General features: G+C 64.2%; 18 protein-coding genes. 4 read left to right on the top strand and 14 right to left on the bottom strand.

Translation table 11 applies throughout. From position 1 onward, the window contains the following. Positions 1 to 266 (bottom strand): glutathione S-transferase N-terminal domain-containing protein (locus Q7O19_RS10705; protein WP_303810497.1); only part of this gene is annotated, 266 nt, incomplete at its 3' end. A 75-nt stretch (positions 267 to 341) separates the two neighbouring features. Here Q7O19_RS10705 and Q7O19_RS10700 point away from each other — a divergent pair. Together Q7O19_RS10700 and Q7O19_RS10695 are read left to right on the top strand one after the other, a co-directional pair. After that, on the top strand, positions 342 to 1829 hold the full coding sequence (locus Q7O19_RS10700) for a Do family serine endopeptidase (RefSeq protein WP_303810496.1): 1488 nt from the start codon (positions 342 to 344) through the stop codon (positions 1827 to 1829). A gap of 49 nt (positions 1830 to 1878) precedes the next feature. Continuing rightward, a complete protein-coding gene (locus Q7O19_RS10695) occupies positions 1879 to 2394 on the top strand; it encodes a methylated-DNA--[protein]-cysteine S-methyltransferase (RefSeq protein ID WP_303810495.1) in 516 nt (171 codons plus the stop codon). Between the two features lie 4 nt (positions 2395 to 2398). Here the strand turns inward: Q7O19_RS10695 and Q7O19_RS10690 are convergent, their stop codons facing one another. Beyond that, positions 2399 to 3130, bottom strand: a complete 732-nt coding sequence (locus Q7O19_RS10690; RefSeq protein ID WP_303810493.1) for a PEPxxWA-CTERM sorting domain-containing protein — start codon at positions 3128 to 3130, stop codon at positions 2399 to 2401. Between the two features lie 124 nt (positions 3131 to 3254). Between Q7O19_RS10690 and Q7O19_RS10685 the strand changes: the two genes are divergently transcribed. Next, positions 3255 to 4739, top strand: coding sequence for a hypothetical protein (locus Q7O19_RS10685; RefSeq protein WP_303810491.1), 1485 nt, complete (start codon positions 3255 to 3257; stop codon positions 4737 to 4739). A gap of 245 nt (positions 4740 to 4984) precedes the next feature. Here Q7O19_RS10685 and Q7O19_RS10680 read toward each other — a convergent pair whose 3' ends face one another. From Q7O19_RS10680 to Q7O19_RS10640, 9 genes are all read right to left on the bottom strand, one after another. Continuing rightward, a complete protein-coding gene (locus Q7O19_RS10680; RefSeq protein WP_303810489.1) occupies positions 4985 to 6991 on the bottom strand; it encodes an acetyl/propionyl/methylcrotonyl-CoA carboxylase subunit alpha in 2007 nt (668 codons plus the stop codon). Between the two features lie 419 nt (positions 6992 to 7410). After that, the gene (locus Q7O19_RS10675) at positions 7411 to 7722 is read right to left on the bottom strand and encodes a UrcA family protein (RefSeq protein WP_169522768.1); all 312 of its coding nucleotides are present in this window, start codon (positions 7720 to 7722) and stop codon (positions 7411 to 7413) included. A 123-nt stretch (positions 7723 to 7845) separates the two neighbouring features. Beyond that, positions 7846 to 8313 (bottom strand): DUF2269 family protein, encoded by a 468-nt coding sequence (locus Q7O19_RS10670; protein WP_303810486.1) that lies wholly within the window; start codon positions 8311 to 8313, stop codon positions 7846 to 7848. A gap of 10 nt (positions 8314 to 8323) precedes the next feature. After that, positions 8324 to 9856 (bottom strand): acyl-CoA carboxylase subunit beta, encoded by a 1533-nt coding sequence (locus tag Q7O19_RS10665; RefSeq protein ID WP_303810484.1) that lies wholly within the window; start codon positions 9854 to 9856, stop codon positions 8324 to 8326. 62 nt (positions 9857 to 9918) lie between these two features. Next, complete coding sequence (locus Q7O19_RS10660) at positions 9919 to 10611, bottom strand: ATP12 family chaperone protein (RefSeq protein WP_303810482.1); 693 nt, start codon at positions 10609 to 10611, stop codon at positions 9919 to 9921. Beyond that, positions 10608 to 10811: a hypothetical protein gene (locus tag Q7O19_RS10655; RefSeq protein WP_303780354.1), complete on the bottom strand. Its 204-nt coding sequence runs from the start codon at positions 10809 to 10811 to the stop codon at positions 10608 to 10610. The genes Q7O19_RS10660 and Q7O19_RS10655 overlap by 4 nt, the downstream gene beginning before the upstream one ends. Positions 10812 to 10820: 9 nt before the next feature. After that, positions 10821 to 11063, bottom strand: coding sequence for a hypothetical protein (locus Q7O19_RS10650; protein WP_022679743.1), 243 nt, complete (start codon positions 11061 to 11063; stop codon positions 10821 to 10823). Continuing rightward, positions 11056 to 11709, bottom strand: coding sequence for an HAD-IA family hydrolase (locus tag Q7O19_RS10645; protein WP_303810480.1), 654 nt, complete (start codon positions 11707 to 11709; stop codon positions 11056 to 11058). The genes Q7O19_RS10650 and Q7O19_RS10645 overlap by 8 nt, the downstream gene beginning before the upstream one ends. Continuing rightward, complete coding sequence (locus Q7O19_RS10640) at positions 11706 to 12305, bottom strand: FMN-binding negative transcriptional regulator (RefSeq protein WP_303810479.1); 600 nt, start codon at positions 12303 to 12305, stop codon at positions 11706 to 11708. The genes Q7O19_RS10645 and Q7O19_RS10640 overlap by 4 nt, the downstream gene beginning before the upstream one ends. Before the next feature lie 83 nt (positions 12306 to 12388). On the opposite strand from Q7O19_RS10640, the gene Q7O19_RS10635 reads away from it, so the two are divergent. Beyond that, a complete protein-coding gene (locus Q7O19_RS10635) occupies positions 12389 to 13483 on the top strand; it encodes an MBL fold metallo-hydrolase (RefSeq protein ID WP_303810478.1) in 1095 nt (364 codons plus the stop codon). Between the two features lie 8 nt (positions 13484 to 13491). Here the strand turns inward: Q7O19_RS10635 and Q7O19_RS10630 are convergent, their stop codons facing one another. From Q7O19_RS10630 to Q7O19_RS10620, 3 genes are all read right to left on the bottom strand, one after another. Continuing rightward, entirely contained in the window at positions 13492 to 13884 is a 393-nt protein-coding gene (locus Q7O19_RS10630; RefSeq protein ID WP_303810477.1) for a DUF983 domain-containing protein, read from the bottom strand. A 157-nt stretch (positions 13885 to 14041) separates the two neighbouring features. Next, on the bottom strand, positions 14042 to 14710 hold the full coding sequence (locus tag Q7O19_RS10625; RefSeq protein ID WP_303810476.1) for a PEPxxWA-CTERM sorting domain-containing protein: 669 nt from the start codon (positions 14708 to 14710) through the stop codon (positions 14042 to 14044). A gap of 164 nt (positions 14711 to 14874) precedes the next feature. Beyond that, positions 14875 to 16392: a M20/M25/M40 family metallo-hydrolase gene (locus Q7O19_RS10620; protein ID WP_303810475.1), complete on the bottom strand. Its 1518-nt coding sequence runs from the start codon at positions 16390 to 16392 to the stop codon at positions 14875 to 14877. Positions 16393 to 16793 lie beyond the last annotated feature (401 nt).

Here is a 16793-nt window from a genome sequence, read left to right as displayed (position 1 = left end):
TAGTCGCCGTAACGCGGATCGCCGGGCAGCACCCGCAAGGCGCCTACCTTGTCGGCCAGATATTGGCAGATGGCGGCGCTTTCGGTCATCTTCACGTCACCATCGGTGAAGAAGGGAATGGTGCCGAGCGGGTTCAACTCAAGAAAGCTCGGCTCCATCCAGCGCGGCGGGAAGGGCAGCAGCACCAGCTCATAGGGCAGGCCCAGTTCTTCCAGCGCCCACAGCGGCCGGAAGCTGCGCGCATCGTGGCAGTGCCAGAGTTTCATGATGTGCCCCTTCGCAAAGCCAAATTGCTCCCCATATTCATGGCTGCTTAAACTTCGCGCAGCAATCTCGGCATTATGAACAGGATATTTGCTCTCATGGTGGACAGGCTGAAATTGGCGGGCGGCGTGCTTGTGGGCGCGGCGGCGGGCGTCGGGCTGGCAGTGGGCATCGCCCAGCTGTCGGACACCGGCCATGTCGCGGCCCAGATTCCGCCGATGGACACGACCGACGTGGCGCGCGCCGTGCCGCAATCCGGCCAGGTGGCGCTCAGCTTCGCGCCGGTGGTCAAATCCGCCGCGCCCGCCGTCGTGAACATCTACACCGCCACGGTGGACCGCCGCCCGCGCAGCATGAACGAGGAATTCATTCAGCGCTTCTTCGGCGGCGCCCCGGTGCAGCCGCGCGTGTCGCAATCGCTGGGTTCGGGCGTGATCGTGGGCGCCGATGGCCTGATCATCACCAACAACCACGTTGTGGAAGGGGCAGACCAGATCCTGGTCGCCCTGGCCGATCGGCGCGAGTTCAAGGCCAAGATTCTCTTTGCCGATCCCCGCCTCGATCTCGCGCTGCTGAAGGTGGAAACCGAAGGCGCGGTGCTGCCGGTGATCCGCATGGCCGATAGCGACCGGGTGGAAGTGGGTGACGTGACGGTGGCCATCGGCAACCCGTTTGGCGTTGGCCAGACGGTGACGACCGGCATTGTTTCGGCACTGGCCCGCACCGGCATCGGTGTTTCCGATTGGCAGTTCTTCATTCAGACAGACGCGGCCATCAATCCCGGCAATTCGGGCGGCGCGCTGCTGGATTCGCAAGGCCGGCTGATCGGCGTTCCTACGGCCATCTTCAGCCGCGGCGGCGGTTCCAACGGCATCGGTTTTGCCATTCCATCGAAGATGGTGCGCGTGTTCCTGAACGCGGCTGACAAGGGCAAGCTGGTTTCTGGCTGGATTGGTGTGGAGGGCGAAGCGCTCACCGCCGATACCGCGAAGCAGCTTGGCCTTGATCGCCCCGGCGGGCTGCTGGTGACCGGCGTTGTGCCCGGAAGCCCCGGCGCCAAGGCCGGCGTCAAGGCCGGCGACGTGCTGAAAAGTGTGGATGGCAAGGAAGTCGCCAATGGTGGGCAACTGCGTTATTCGCTGGCCACCGAAGGCGTTGGCACCACGCTGAACATGCGGCTGTGGCGCGATGGTGCGGAACGGCAGGTGCCGGTGACGCTGGCGCCGCCGCCGGAAAATCCGCCGCGCAGCATCACGCGGCTGGCCGGCCGCTCCATCCTCAACGGCGTGACGGTCGCCAATCTGTCGCCGGCCTATGCCCAGGAACTCGGCGCCGGCCTGCCCGAACAGGGCGTGGTGGTGGTGGCGATCGAGGCGAACGCGCCTGCCCTGCGCTTCCTGCGCCCCGGCGCCCTGTTGGAAAGCGTGGGCGGCCAGCCGGTGCGATCGGTGGCCGACGTGATCCGCCAGTCCAACGCCGGCGCATTGCTGGTGCGCTTTGCCATGGGTGATCAGCGCGCCGAATGCGGGGTGAACAATCAGGGCGGTATAAGCTGCCGGACATGATGGCGGAATTCCGCCAGCATTCCATCGTGAACGCCGGTAGGGAAGGGGCATGAGCCATACCCTCTCCCGCCTGTCCAGCCCGCTGGGCGATCTCCTCGCCGTCACTGCCGCCGATGGCACGCTGCATGCGCTCGACTTCGCGGATTTCGAAGCGCGCCTGCACCGGCTGTTCGCGCGCCACCATCCCGGTGCCAGCCTCGCGCCGGGCGAACCACCAGCGGAATTGACGGGGGCGCTCACTGCCTATTTCGCCGGCGCAGTCACCGCGCGCGATGGCCTGCCAGTCGCCCGCATCGGCAGCGAATTCCAGCGCCGCGTATGGGCCGCGCTGCGCCAGATTCCGGCCGGCGAAACCCGCAGCTATGGCCAGCTTGCGGCCGCCATCGGCCAACCCACCGCCAGCCGCGCCATTGGTCTGGCCAACGGTGCCAATCCCATTGGCATCGTCGTGCCCTGCCACCGTGTGATCGGTTCCGGCGGCGCGCTGACGGGCTATGCCGGCGGGGTGGAGCGCAAGGCTTGGCTGCTCAGGCACGAAGGCGCGCTGGCGCCGCTGCTGGCGTAAGGGTTCAGGCGGCTGCCACCGTCCGGCGGCGGCGCAGGGCGGCCCCGACGGCGCCAAAGCCGGCCACCAGCATCACCCAGCTTGCCGGTTCCGGAACTGGTTCCGGGCCAAAGAATTGCAGCTGCATGCGCGGCCGTTCGCCCTGGAAAGCGCCATTGCCACCGGTGTTGCGGTAGACCATGTCGCCCAAGATCTCGATCGAGCGGAAGCGCGGACCCAACGGATCGGGCTCGAACCATTGGCCGATGTTGGGGCTGCTGCTGTTTGCCGTGAAACTGCCCAGATTGGTGCCATTGATGCGAAAATTGTTGATGTCGATGGCGTTGCTGTTGGCGCCGACCGTGCGGCTGTCGGCGGTGAGCAGGATATAGTCGAAGGTGGTTCCGGCGCGGGCCAGCCGGGTGAGGCTGGCAGTTTCACCGGCGCCAAAGCTGCCGTTGCGATCGAAATCGATCTGCCAGGTTAGTGTGCCGCTGAACCATTCCCAGAACAGGCGAAACGCATGCGGTTGGCCGAGTTGCCACACCGGGGAACCAACGGGGTTCAGCGTCGTGCCCACCACCTGGGTGCCGGCATCGAGCATCACCGCTTCAAACCCGGTGCCGCCCCAACGCGCGCGGGCGCCCAGTTCGGAGGGCAGGGGGGAGGCGGGACCGGACGACAGGATGACCGTCGCCGACGTGGCAGTCGACGCAAGGGAAAAGACGCCTGCCGCAAGGCAAGCAAGATGGCGCAAGGAAATCACGTTCGACCCAATCCGAATGCAACAGATCCAAGACGGATTCATAAGGGAGAAAGGTTAACGAAAAATTCTCTTCGGCAATTGTTGACGGCTGCCGCATTGTCGTGATGCTGGCCTGATGCGTGCGCTGCTGTTCCTGTTGATTGGTCTTGTGGTGGCCTCCCCCGGTGCGGCGGCGTGGCGGGTGGCGGAATCGGCGCATTTCCGGGTGTATGCCGACATGTCGGCCGTTGATCTGCGGCGGCGGGCGGAATTGCTGGAGGATTATCGCAATCTGTTGGGCAAATTCACCACCGCCCAGGTGGATGATGCGGCGCCGAAACTGGATATCTTTATCGTCGACACCATGTCCAGCGCTGTGCCGTTCGGCAAGGTGGGGCCGGATGTGGCCGGGTTCTATAATGCCGGCGATCGCGGCATCGCGGCGTTCGCCACCAAGGGGGAGTTCGGGCAGAAGGTGCTGCTGCACGAATATGCCCACCACCACATGTTTGCCTCCACCGGGCAAAGCTATCCGGCCTGGTATGTGGAAGGCTTTGCCGAATATTTCATGACCGCAACCTTCTTCCCGACGCGGGTTGATTTCGGCCTGTTCGATGCCGGCCGGGCCTATGCGCTCAGCCAGCAATGGCTGAACTGGGATCGGGTGATCGGGCGGGAACAGGCAAGGCTGCGATCAGACGACGTGCTGATGTTCTATGCCCAAAGCTGGCTGCTGACCCATTACATGTTCCGTGCGCCGGGCATGTCGGAAAAGCTGAACGCCTATCTGCGGGCGGTGGCCGGCGGCCAGGATCCGCTTACCGCGTTCAAGACGCACGTGCGGCCCGAGCCGCGGGAACTCAATGGCCCGCTGAAGGCCTATATGTCCAAGATGACCTTCAGCCGGCTCACCCGCAAAGGGCCGGAACCCGCGGTGGTGACCGTGCGCGATCTGCCGGCATCGGCGGGTGACGTAATCATGCTGTACGCCTGGCTGGACAACAGAGGCGGCGAGGCGCCGGATCCCAAGGCGGCGCTGGCCCGGGTGCGGGGTGCCATCGCGCGCCACCAGGGCGACGTGCTGGCAATCCGCACATTGGCGCTCGCCGAGATGTACTGGGGGGACAAGGCGCGGGCGAACAGCTTGCTCGATGGCCTGCTGGCCGCCTCGCCCGGCGATTCCGATCTGCTGCGCCTGAAGGCCGAAGCCCTGCTCGCCGCCGACGCGCGCGCCAATCGCGGTGAGGCGCGGCGCCTGCTGGTGCGGGCCGCGAAGGCCGCACCGGCGGACTGGCGGGCCCTGCATCTGTACGTGCACACCAGCGATATCGAACGCGGCCCGGTGGACGACAATTTGTTCAACGTGGTGCAGAGAATGTGGGAACTGGCACCGCAAGCGTCGGGCATCGTGATCGACATGGCGACCGTGCTGGTGCGCAAGGGCCGCATGGCGGACGCCGCCAAGGTTCTGGAACCAGTGGCCTTCGCGCCGCACGGTGACGGTTATGCGGCTCTTGCCCGCAGCTTGCGCGAGGCAGCGCTGGCCGGCGACGCGGCGGCGTTTGTGAAGCGGCTGGAGGATGGGCCGCCGAAGATGGAGGAGCCTGAGGCGGCGAAGTGAGGGAGCCTTCGGCGGGCAGGGGCTGAGCCCCTGCACCCACCTTCGTTTTCAGGCAGCCCTTTCGTCGATTTGCTTCGTCATGCTGGCACAGGCCAGCATCCACAGTGGTGTTGGTTCAGGTTAGGCCGGGTGGGCGCTGGACGGCCGATGGATGCTGGCCTGCGCCAGCATGACCACTGCGGGTTGGGGAGCCGTCTCCAACAAAAGTGGGTGCAGGGCCTCAGGCCCTGCCCGCCGGAGGCTACTTATCCTTCAAACTCCATGATCACCGCATCCACCGCCAGTGAATCGCCGGCCTTGGTCAGCAGTTTCGCCACCACCCCGGCCTTTTCGGCGCGAAGGATATTTTCCATCTTCATGGCTTCCACCGTGGCGAGCTGCTGGCCGGCTTCCACCTTGTCGCCTTCGGCAACCGCGATGGAAACCACCAGGCCGGGCATCGGGCAGAGCAGATATTTGCTCATGTCCGGCGGCACCTTGGCGATCATGTGGCGGGCGAGTTCGGCGGCCCGCGGAGTGAGGACGCGGGCCTTGTGGGCCGCACCGCGGGTGGTGAGCAGCGTGAAGCTGCCCTTCTTCGCCACGCTGATGGCGATGGCGTTGCCGTTGATGGTACCGGTGAACAGGCTGTCACCCACGCGCCAGCCGGACTGCACGACCAGATCGCGGCCATCGATGAAGATTTCGTGGCTGCCAGCCTCGCCAGTGACGTCAACCGGCACCTGCTCGCCATCGAGATCGACCACCCAGTTGATGCCATAGATGGCGCCGTCGCCGGAAAGTTGCCCGTCGATCAACTGTTCGCGCGCCACGGTTTCGGCGTGGATGATGGCGGCCGCCGACACCAGTGCATCGCGGGTCTCGGGCGCAACCGGCGCGCCGTGGAAGCCATCGGGATATTCCTCAGCAATGAAACCGGTGGTGACATTGGCGCCGGCCTTGAACCGATCATGCTGCATGATGGCGGCCAGGAAATCGATATTATGGTTGATCCCCTTGATCAGATAGGAATCAAGCGCATCGGCTTGCGCGGCGATGGCATCGGCGCGGGTCGGCCCCCAAGTGATCAGCTTGGCGATCATCGGATCGTAGAACATGCTGATTTCCGCACCTTCCACGACGCCGGTATCGATGCGGATCAGGCGGCCTTCCTCATCCAGGCCGGCTTCCGGCGGCTGGCAGCGCGACAGGCGGCCGATGGAGGGCAGGAAGCCGCGATACGGGTCTTCGGCATAGACGCGTGTTTCGATGGCGTGGCCATTGAGCTGCACATCGGCCTGGGTCAGCGGCAGCGGCTCGCCGGCGGCGACGCGGATCATCAGTTCAACCAGGTCCAGCCCGGTGATGCACTCGGTCACCGGGTGTTCCACTTGCAGGCGGGTGTTCATTTCGAGAAAGTAGAAGCTGCGATCGGCGCCGGCGATGAATTCCACCGTTCCGGCGCTGAAATAGCCGACGTTGCGGGCCAGCGCGACGGCCTGTTCGCCCATCGCCTTGCGCATTTCCGGCGTGACGAACGGGGAGGGGGCTTCTTCCACCACCTTCTGGTGGCGGCGCTGGATCGAGCAATCGCGCTCGTTCAGATAGAGGATGTTACCCTGCTGGTCGCCGATCAGCTGGATTTCGATGTGGCGCGGCTGTTCGACGAACTTCTCGATGAACACGCGGTCATCACCAAAGCTGGCCAATGCTTCGCGGCGGACGCTGTCAAAGCCTTCGCGCACATCGGCTTCGCTCCACGCCAGGCGCATGCCCTTGCCGCCGCCGCCGGCCGAAGCCTTCATCATCACCGGATAGCCGATGCCAGCGGCGATCTCGACGGCGTGATCGGTGCCGGTGATTTCACCGACGAAGCCGGGGACAACGCTGACGCCGGCGGCCTTTGCGCGGCGCTTGCTCTCGATCTTGTCGCCCATGGCGGCGATGGCGGGGGCCGGTGGGCCGATGAAGGCGATGCCGGCGGCGCTGAGCGCTTCGACGAAGCTGGCGCGTTCCGACAGGAAGCCATAGCCGGGGTGGACAGCCTCGGCGCCTGTCGCCTTGCAGGCGGCGATGATCTTGTCGGCGATCAGGTAAGATTCGGCAGCTGGCGCCGCGCCGATGTGCACGGCCTCATCGGCTTCGCGCACATGCAGGGCCTGGGCATCGGCATCGGAATAGACGGCCACCGTCTTGATGCCCATCGCGCGGGCCGTACGGATCACGCGGCAGGCAATCTCACCGCGGTTGGCAATCAGGATTTTCGTGAACAAGGCGTGTGGCTCCCGTCTGCTCGTATGATTGCTCCATAGCGGGGCGGGGCCACCATGCAACATATCGATTTTGGCGATGACCCTAGCAGGCACGACTTGTTGGGCTTTGCGTCAGGTGCGGTGCATCAGCACAGGCAGGCGGGCGTGACAGATGGTCCCCTTTCCCCGGGCAGCCGATCCCCCCACAGGCTGCATTCATCGTTCATACCCCGGCCGGCGCTGCTGATCCCCTGCAGCGGCGCCGGCCACTCCTCTGATTTCCGGAATTTTCCATGCGTTTGTTTTTTGCCACCATCGCTGCCGCCTTTGCCGCCCTGACCGGTGACGTGGTTCAGTTTGAAGGCCTGTCGCCAACCCGGTGAATGCAAAAGGGCCGGCGCGTGAGCACCGGCCCTTTCGGGTTCAGGCTTGAATGAATTTCAGCGGTTGGAAGCAACCGCCACAGCGAGCCGGGCGCGGGCCGCATCAATCTGCGGCGCAGCAGCCTTCATCGCATCGGTCCGGCAGGCATCAAAGGCCGCCAGTTCGTCACGGGTGAAGGTGACCGGGTAGCCGCACAGGCGCGTCACCGCTTGCGACAGGCGCTTGTCCAGCGCGCGCTGGCCAGTGGCCGACGACAGATCGAGATCCGCAGTCTGCACCTTCACCTGCCACTGTTCATAGCCGGGTTCGGCGGCCAGGGCCGGCATCGCCAACGTTGCGGCGGCGAGAAGAGCTATCGTGATGCGCATCATGTACCTCCCAAAACACTTGATGAGAGGATGATGCGAGCAATGTCACGTGAATGCAACAAGATTGTCACGTAAATGTCATTTAAGAGTCTTTTTTCTGCAACTGAGACGTCACATTGGCGCTCAGGCGGGCCGGGCAATCATCAGCCACAGCGCCGTCACCAGTGGCACGGTGGAGATGAGTCCCCAGAAAATCCATCGTTTTGACAAGGCCTTGTAGGCATCGGGCACTGGCCCATCACCGAACTGGCGCGCCATCCGCGCGCTCTTGATCTGGATCGGCACGATCAGCCCCATCCAGATCAGCCCGGCCGCCACGAAACACAGTTGCGCCCACAGCAACCAGCCGCTGACAAGATCAAATTGGCCTTGAATGGCAAGGCCATAGCCGCCAACCATGGTCAGCACCACGCCCCACACCGTCATCGACCAATCGGTGTAGGTGATGAGTTTCTGGGCGAACTGCAGCACCGGGCCGCGGCCGTCGCGATCGGCGAAATACTTCCAGATCGCCGTCACGGTGATGTTGCCCATCAGCATCACTACACCGGTGATGTGCAGGAATTTCCAGACGAGATAGGTTTCGGGCATCACGTCCCGCTTACAACGGGACATTGTCGTGCTTTTTCCACGGGTTTTCGAGAGCCTTCGTCCGTAGTTTGCGCAGGCCCATGGCGATCCGCTTCCGCGTCGCATGCGGCATGATCACTTCATCGATGAAGCCCATGGATGCCGCCACGAACGGATTGGCGAAGCGGGCTTCATATTCGGCGGTGCGCGCGGCGATCTTGTCCTTGTCGCCGATATCCTGGCGGAAGATGATTTCCACGGCGCCCTTGGCGCCCATCACGGCGATTTCGGCGGTGGGCCAAGCATAGTTCAGGTCGCCACGCAGATGCTTTGAGGCCATCACGTCATAGGCGCCGCCATAGGCCTTGCGGGTGATGACGGTGATTTTCGGCACGGTGGCTTCGGCATAGGCGAACAGCAGTTTGGCGCCATGCTTGATGATGCCGCCATATTCTTGCGCCACGCCGGGCAGGAAGCCGGGCACATCCACGAACGTCACGATCGGGATGTTGAAGGCATCGCAGAATCGCACGAAGCGCCCGGCCTTTTTGCTGGCGTTGATGTCGAGGCAGCCAGCCAGCACCGTCGGCTGGTTGGCAACGATGCCCACCGTGTGGCCTTCGATACGCGCGAAACCGATCAGGATATTGCCGGCATGGCCGGGCTGCAGCTCGAAGAATTCGCCATCGTCGGCGACCTTATGGATCAGCTCGTGCATGTCATACGGCTTGGCGGCGCTGGCCGGGATCAGCGTGTCCAGGCTGTGGTCAATGCGCAGCGGATCGTCGCTGGTTGGCCGGAACGGCGCATCCTCGCGGTTGTTGAGCGGCAGGAAATCGAAGAACATCCGCGTGCGCAGCAGTGCATCGATATCATCTTCCAGCGCCAGATCGGCCACGCCGGATTTGGTGCTGTGGGTGATGGCGCCGCCCAATTCTTCCTGGGTCACCACTTCGTTCGTCACCGTCTTTACCACGTCGGGGCCGGTGACGAACATGTAGCTCGAATCCTTCACCATGAAGATGAAGTCGGTCATGGCGGGTGAGTAGACCGCGCCGCCCGCACAGGGCCCCATGATCAGCGAAATCTGCGGTACCACGCCGGATGCCAGCACGTTACGCTGGAACACTTCGGCATAGCCACCAAGGCTGGCGACGCCTTCCTGGATGCGGGCCCCGCCCGAATCGTTGAGGCCAATCACCGGCGCGCCAACCTTCATGGCGGTGTCCATGATCTTGCAGATCTTCTGGGCGTGGCGTTCAGACAGCGATCCGCCGAACACGGTGAAATCCTGGGAGAAGACATAGACGAGCCGGCCATTGATGGTGCCGCTGCCGGTCACGACGCCGTCACCGGGGATCTTCTGTTCGGCCATGCCAAATTCGGTGCAGTTGTGCTCCACATACATGTCGAGCTCTTCGAAGCTGCCGGGATCAAGCAGGATGTCGAGCCGCTCCCGTGCCGTCAGCCGGCCCTTCTTGTGCTGGGCCTCGATGCGCTTTTCCCCACCACCCATGCGGGCGGCGTCACGGCGGCGTTCCAGTTCTTCCAGTTGCTTCAGCATGGGTGTGCACTCCCTTGGTGTCTCCCCTAGCAATTGCGATGCTCGGGGCAAGTGCGTTGTTTTCACACTGCCAAGAGCTGCAGGCAGCGGATCGCCGCATCGAGATCAGCGCGGCGCTCTGCTTCGGCCTTTTCCGCCAACGGATCGCGGCCCCATTGCTGTTCCTGCCAAAGCGCATCGACATGGGCTATGTCATAGGCGGCAGTTGCTTCCAGCTCGCCTTCTGCCACCGCCAGCGCCAGCACGGCCGAACCCGTGATGGTCACGATCGGATCCAACGGCGCCAGCTGGAACGGCGTGAAGGCGGCAAAGGCCGTGTGCAGGCGGATCAGCGTCGCCGTCGGCTGGGCGACATGCATGATGCCGGTGGTGATGGTCAGCCCCACGTCGTAACGACGGGCGAGCCAATCCACCCATTGGTCCCAGGCCGCTGCCTGCGCCGCCAGCAGCGAGGCCGGGCCATCGGCGCGATAGGCAATAAGTTCGCTTTCCGCATAAGTCGCCAGCCGTTTGGCAAAACCGGCGTGGTCTGCTGCGACCCGATCAATGGCAGCGTTGGCAAAGCCGCTGAGCGGCAGGCTGCGCGGATCAATCTTCTCGCCTTGCGCCTGCCATTCGCCGGCAATGGCTTCCGCCAGCGATCGCGTGGGCACCGCAAGCGGCACACGTGCCGGCGTGCGCAGCGGCCGGCCGTCCAGCGCCACGCCGAACGGCCCGTCGCCGGTGACAGTTGCGTCTTTGTAGAAGCGCTTCATTTGCGGGTGAGGCCCAGATGCTTCGGCCGAACGAACAGCGAGCAGCCACCCAGCAGCACCACCGCCAGCCCCGGCGCCTGCCCCACTTCACGCACCAGCCATACGCCGGCGGCCATCACCGCGAGGCCGGTCAGCCGCACGGCGAGATAGACCAGATAACGCTTCTTCGCTTCGGCAGCGGGGAGGGGGGCTTCACGCATGGATTGGCCTTACCCCCGTCGGCCGCGCTGCAGCAAGACGAATGCCAGCGCAAACTGCAGCACGGCCGCGACCCAGAACAGCCCGCTCGCCACCTCACCGTTTTCGCCGGCCGCTGCACTGCGCCGCGCCAGAACCACGAACGCACCGCCGAATGCCAACGCCAGGATCGCCATGATCCGGCCCAGCCGCCGCAGCCGGGCGATCATCTCGCCGGAACCCGGCATGTCGTCGGGGGACGGTTCTTCAGCCATTGAGCAACGCCAGCAGATGATCGGCATCATCGGCGACATGCGCGGCGCCGGCGTCGATCAGTTCATGCGCGTCGTGATAGCCCCAATCGACGCCGATACTCTTCACGCCCGCGGCTTCGCCCATGGCGATATCGAAGATGGTATCGCCGATCATCACCGCCTGTTCGGCCTTCGCGCCTGCTTCGGCCAGCGCCATATGAAGCATTGAAGGATGAGGCTTGGACGGGTGGCGATCGGCGGTTTGCAAGCTGACGAACAGGTGATGGATGCCATGGTGTTCCAGCGCCAGTTTCAGGCCGCGATCGGATTTTCCGGTGGCGACTGCGAGCAGCCAGCCCTGCCCATCGAGCGTATCGAGGAGGCTGCGGATACCCGGGTAGAGCGGCTCGGCATCGAGCGCCTTGTCGGCCCGCAGGCGCTGGAAGGCGGTCTTGTAGTCTTCGGCCAGACTCAGGTGCAGGTCATGATCCGCCTCCGGCAGCAGCGCCTGCATGGCTTCCACCAGGCTGAGGCCGACGATGCGGCGGGTGGCGTGGCTGTCGGGGGCGGGAAGGCGGTGGCGCTGGAAACTGCTCTCCATCGCCCGGATGATGTTGACCTGGCTATCGATCAACGTGCCATCGCAATCGAACACGGCGAGTTTCATGATGTCTTCCTTGCGGCGCGGATTCTCGCCGCGCCTTCTGTCTCGCCCAGTCGCTCCAGCGCCGTGATCACCCCGGCCGCATCGGCCTCGCTGCGGTTCTGGCTGGCCTTCAGCGTGGTACGGATGGCGGCGGGGGTGAGTTCATATCCGGTGATGGCGCGCATCATCGCTTCGGCGCGCGGGCGCTCCATCTTGTGCATGGTCCAGTTCTCGCCCACCCGGGGCTCGAAGGTGGCCGAAGCGACGTGCAGCAGTTCCTCCAGTTCGTCCATGCTCATGGCGCGCACCGGGCCTTCGATCTCGACCGCCTGGTAATTCCACGTGGGCACATTGTTGGCCGGCTCCCCATACCAGTTGGGTGAGACATAGTGGCCCGGCCCGCCGACGCTGATCAGCGCGGTCAGGCCATCGAGATGCTGCGCCAGCGCATTGCCACGCGCGAGGTGGAACATCACCGTGCCCGCCGCGCTCACCAGCACCGGCGCATGCGCCACGCGCGGTCCATCGGGCGTTTGGCCAAAGATGTGGGCAAAGCCTTGCGCCGCCACGAAAGCGAGCGGGTCATCATTGCTGCGAAAGGCGGCATTGGGATGCATAGCGGGGTTTCCCTGCCGCAAGCCCATCCTGTCGGCAAGGAGAGTCGACGCCGCGTGGCCTGCCCGCTACCCCCTTGGTCATCATGACCGAACCACCGCCCTTGCTGCCCATCCCCGCCGGCCAGGCCAGCACGGAACCGCGCGAGGCAGACGAGATCAAGGGCCTGCGCTATCCGCTCGGCCGCTGGGTGCCGGGGCCGGGCGAAGCCGAAGAAGTGGCGCGGGGCATTTTCTGGGTGCGCATGGGCCTGCCGTTCGGGCTGGATCACATCAACCTGTGGGTGATTGATGCCGGCGACGGCTGGGCGATTGTCGACACCGGGGTGGGCCTGCCGGCTTCGAAAGCGGCGTGGGAAGCGCTGTTTGCCGGCGCGTTGAAGGGCAAGCCGGTCACGCGCGTCATCGTCACCCACTATCACCCGGATCACCTCGGCATGGCCGGCTGGCTGTGCCGCAAGTGGGATGTGCCGCTGGAAATCACCCGTACCGAATATCTGCTGGCGCGCACACTCACATTGGATGTGCGCGACGCGCCGCCGGATGAAGCCGTGGCCTTCTCCATCCGCGCCGGCTGGAGCGAGGAACAGGTCGCCGCGATGAAGGCCAAGGCCTGGGGCAGTTTCGGCAAGATCATCAGCAAGATGCCGGCCGGCTTCAAGCGGTTGCACGATGGCGATGTGCTCAATATCGGCCCGCGCCAGTTCACGGTCGTGGTCGGCCGCGGCCATGCGCCGGAACATGCATGCCTGGTGGCCGACGATGTGATGATCAGCGGCGATCAGGTGCTGCCGCGCATCACGTCGAACGTCTCGGTCTATCCCACTGAGCCCTATGCCGATCCACTGGGCGACTGGCTGGAGAGCATCGATACGCTGCGCGCCATTCCCGATCATGTGCTGGTACTGCCCGCGCACAACGAGCCCTTCTATGGCCTGCACACGCGACTGGACCAGCTCGCCGCCGATCACCATGGCAAGCTGGAAAAGCTGGAGGCCTTCTGCGCTGAACCCCGCACCGCCGTCGACTGCTTCGCCGCCCTGTTCCGCAGGCCGATTGGTGAGGCTGATTACGGGTTGGCAACAGGTGAAACCGTCGCCCACCTGCACTGGTTGGAAGAGCGCGGCCGGGTCAGCCGCGTGAAGGACGGCAGCGGCGTGGACCGTTTCATCAGGGCGTGACTGCCACGTCAGGGCGTCGCGTCGTCGCCGGCTGAAGGATCGCGCTGGAACCCGTGCATGCCCATCCGCCATTGCACGGCGATGATGGCCCCTTTGCACGGCTGCAACAGGCCAATTGCCAGCGCCGCCGTGATTGGCAGGATGATAGCGGAGGCCATCGCAGACGATATGCTGGCGTCCCGCGCCAGATGCACGGCCAGCGGCGCCACCAAGTGGCCGGTGATGAACAGCGAGGCATAGGCCGGAAAATCATCGGCCCGCTGCAGCGACCAATCCTCGTCACAGCGGCCGCATCGATCAACCGGATTGAGGAACGCCCGGAACAGCCGGCCCTGCCCACAGCGCGGGCACCTGCCAACCACGCCGCGCGCCATCGCCCGCCACAGCGAATGCGGCTGCACGATTGGCGGCTGATCAGGCAGGGGCCCAGCCGCATCGGCCGGACCGAGAGGATTCGTGTGAAGGTCAGGCAGCGAGGCGCTCATGCCTGTGCATAGACCAATTGGGAAAAGTTTGCCTGTCGCCTGAACGTCAGGAGCAAGCCTGGCTTTTTCCCATTCAGGCCGAACCTGCCATTGTAAGCCCACGCCGCCGCCGCCGTGCCGCGCCGCCCACCACGCCAAAGCCAAGCATCATCGTGGCCCATGTCGATGGTTCCGGTACGCACGAAATCTGCAGTGTCATGCTGACAATATCATCAACCCCGGCGCCCCAGTCCGATCGCTCGAAGGTCACATATTCCGCTGCGGGCTGCGGACTCACCCTGAACTGGAACTGGCCACTCCAAAAACCGGTTTCGGCATCCTGGCCGATATTAGAAGCGCCCCAGAGAAGAAAGGGAGTGGGGAAGGGCCCGAGATCAACGTAGGCGCCGCCCCAGAAATCCCAATCACGCCCTGATGAGCAATCTCGCCGATCCGCGCAATATTCGGTTAGAGGTGGCGGCACCCACGGCTGCCGCACGACCATCGTCAGCGTCAGCACCTTGGTCAGGTTTGGCCGGGCAACATTCTGTACTTCAAAGGTTTTCGAGAAACCTTCCCCGAATCCCTGCGGATCATAAGTCCAAGTGAAGCCGGAGCCCTCCAGCGTCCCGCTGTGGGCCGAGTTCCACCAATTCTGGGGAAAATCGAGACGAAGTCGTCCAACAAATTGCCCGCCGACTGGATGGGTCAAGGGTGCGGTGCCAACCACAACTGTTGCTGCCTCGGCCGCTACGGCCGGCATTGCCGCCAACAGCAACGCTATCACGTGTACAGGCCTGTTCATGACACCCTCCACCGTTGATCGAAGGATGGTATCATTTCCGGCGTCGCCGAACCATGAAATTAGCGGTGTTAGCAGCTGTCAGCGGCACGCTCATCCGCGCGCCACGGCTGCGTCACGCCAAGCTATTGAACCACGGCCATTTCATAGAGAAAGTCAACGAACCCTGCCGTGCAGCCAGCCAGGCCCTGTACGGCCGGGTTGCTGCTTTCCACCACGAAATATTCGTCCGGCGCATGGGCGCCGCTGCCGTGGCCAAGGCCGAACTGCCCAGCGGGCAGGGACACCGGAGGCTGCGTAAAAACGCTGCCGGGCCAGCTTCCGGCGCTGCGCGGGTAGAGCGTGGCGGGCGCGTTGAAGCGGGCATAAACGGCCTGCTGGGCGCGCACCACGCGGGCGTCTTCGGCGGTTTCGGTGGGGTCGTAGCCGCCGCTCACCACCACTTCGATGTCGCCGAAACCGCGTTTGGCCAGATGCGCCTTCAATTTGGCTTCGGCCTCACGGAAGGTCTGGTTGGGCACCAGCCGGCATTCCAGCTTGGCTTCGGCCCGGCCGGGCAGCACGGTCTTGCCGCCTTGCCCGGTATAGCCGGCGACCAGGCCCTGGATGTTGACGGTCGGCTGCGACGCCAACCGTTCAAGGCTTTGCTGCCACGGTTCGTTGTTGATCCACATATTCACGCCCATGGCGCGCTTGGCTTCAGCCTCACTCTGAGAAGCGGCCGTCATGGCGATCAGTTCCTTCTCGCGCGCTGTCAGCCCGCGCACATTGTCGAACCAGCCATCGATGGCGGGGGTGAAGCCATCTTCCTTCACCAGCGTGTTCAGCGCCTGCACCAGGTGCCACACGGGTGAATCGACATGGGCGTGCTGGCTGCTGTGAATGTCGCCCTTTGGCCCCTTGCCCCAGCGTTCGCCGCTGGCGATCAGCTGGAATTCGATCGGCCCCTTGGCGCCCAGGTTGATCATGGTGCTGCCATTGGCCGATTGCCAGGCGGTAGGGATGACGATGCCATCGCATTTCTTGAGCGCGGCGAGCACTTCGGGGGGCTGCACGATCTGGTGGAAGTTGGGGGAAGCGATTTCCTCTTCGCCCTCGGCCACCAGCACGAGGTTGACCGGCAGTTTTTGCCCTGCCGCCCGGAAGGCATGCAGCGCAGCCAGGAAAGCCGCTTCCGGCCCCTTCTGGTTGATGGCACCGCGGCCAACGATCACCTGGCCCCAGCCCGGCTTGTTGGTGATGCGCGCCTCGAACGGCGGGCTGGACCATTCGGCCGGGTTCACCTGCTTCACGTCATACATGAAATAGATGCCCACCGTGCGTTTCGCGCCTGCGTCGAGCGTAGCGAAAATGCCGGGCTGGCCCTTGGTGGGCATGCGCTTGACCATCTGGAAGCCGGCATCCCTGATCAGGCCCATGGTGTAGGCGCAGGCTTCTTCCATCTGCCAGTTTTCGGCGGCGATGCCGGGGTGGCGGATCCAATCCTGGATGCGGGCGATGTTTTCGGGCAGCTGCCGGTCGATCGCGGCGCGGATCTTCTTCTGTGCATCGGCAGTTGGGCCTTTCGGGGTGGCGGCCAATGCAGGGGCGGCGGCGATGGCTGCGGCGCCGGCAATCAGGCTGCGGCGGTTGAAATCGGTCATGCGGCATCCCCAAAACTGTGAAGCAAAACAGACCATATCGGACATGGACGAAGGGTAAAGCCCGCTCTGAGCTGGCTTGCCCAGTGCTGCAATGCAGCGAAGGCCAATGCTGCACTGCAAAATTGTCAAGCCAGTCAAATGCAATGCCGCCGTGACAGATTGACACATCTGACAGATTGGATATGAGGGAATCGCCTGCGACCTCCTGCAGCGATCCTGCCAACGGGTCGGCCGTTGGCGGAAGGTTGGGGCGAGGCTGGCCAGCGCGTGATGCTGTTTGGCCCGGTAATCAGGCGGGAAGGCATTGGCCGGTTGGCACGGTGACTTCACCAAATGGGAAGGGGAATATCATGGCAGATGATACGAAGGTCTATCCGACCGGACTGACCGAGAAGGAAGCG

The sequence above is a fragment of the Sandarakinorhabdus limnophila DSM 17366 genome, from assembly GCF_945882885.1.
Taxonomy (GTDB): Bacteria; Pseudomonadota; Alphaproteobacteria; order Sphingomonadales; family Sphingomonadaceae; genus Sandarakinorhabdus; species Sandarakinorhabdus limnophila_A.
This window is presented reverse-complemented; position numbering and strand designations above follow the sequence as displayed.

Excerpts from the sequence above, each read along its gene's own strand:
- Q7O19_RS10685 (WP_303810491.1), top strand. The coding sequence starts at position 3,255 with ATGCGTGCGCTGCTGTTCCTGTTGATTGGTCTTGTGGTGGCCTCCCCC.
- Q7O19_RS10640 (WP_303810479.1), bottom strand. The coding sequence starts at position 12,305 with ATGCATCCCAATGCCGCCTTTCGCAGCAATGATGACCCGCTCGCTTTC.
- Q7O19_RS10675 (WP_169522768.1), bottom strand. The coding sequence starts at position 7,722 with ATGCGCATCACGATAGCTCTTCTCGCCGCCGCAACGTTGGCGATGCCG.
- Q7O19_RS10670 (WP_303810486.1), bottom strand. The coding sequence starts at position 8,313 with ATGCCCGAAACCTATCTCGTCTGGAAATTCCTGCACATCACCGGTGTA.
- Q7O19_RS10700 (WP_303810496.1), top strand. The coding sequence starts at position 342 with ATGAACAGGATATTTGCTCTCATGGTGGACAGGCTGAAATTGGCGGGC.
- Q7O19_RS10655 (WP_303780354.1), bottom strand. The coding sequence starts at position 10,811 with ATGCGTGAAGCCCCCCTCCCCGCTGCCGAAGCGAAGAAGCGTTATCTG.
- Q7O19_RS10625 (WP_303810476.1), bottom strand. The coding sequence starts at position 14,710 with ATGCCGGCCGTAGCGGCCGAGGCAGCAACAGTTGTGGTTGGCACCGCA.
- Q7O19_RS10650 (WP_022679743.1), bottom strand. The coding sequence starts at position 11,063 with ATGGCTGAAGAACCGTCCCCCGACGACATGCCGGGTTCCGGCGAGATG.
- Q7O19_RS10665 (WP_303810484.1), bottom strand. The coding sequence starts at position 9,856 with ATGCTGAAGCAACTGGAAGAACTGGAACGCCGCCGTGACGCCGCCCGC.
- Q7O19_RS10620 (WP_303810475.1), bottom strand. The coding sequence starts at position 16,392 with ATGACCGATTTCAACCGCCGCAGCCTGATTGCCGGCGCCGCAGCCATC.
- Q7O19_RS10660 (WP_303810482.1), bottom strand. The coding sequence starts at position 10,611 with ATGAAGCGCTTCTACAAAGACGCAACTGTCACCGGCGACGGGCCGTTC.
- Q7O19_RS10635 (WP_303810478.1), top strand. The coding sequence starts at position 12,389 with ATGACCGAACCACCGCCCTTGCTGCCCATCCCCGCCGGCCAGGCCAGC.
- Q7O19_RS10645 (WP_303810480.1), bottom strand. The coding sequence starts at position 11,709 with ATGAAACTCGCCGTGTTCGATTGCGATGGCACGTTGATCGATAGCCAG.
- Q7O19_RS10695 (WP_303810495.1), top strand. The coding sequence starts at position 1,879 with ATGAGCCATACCCTCTCCCGCCTGTCCAGCCCGCTGGGCGATCTCCTC.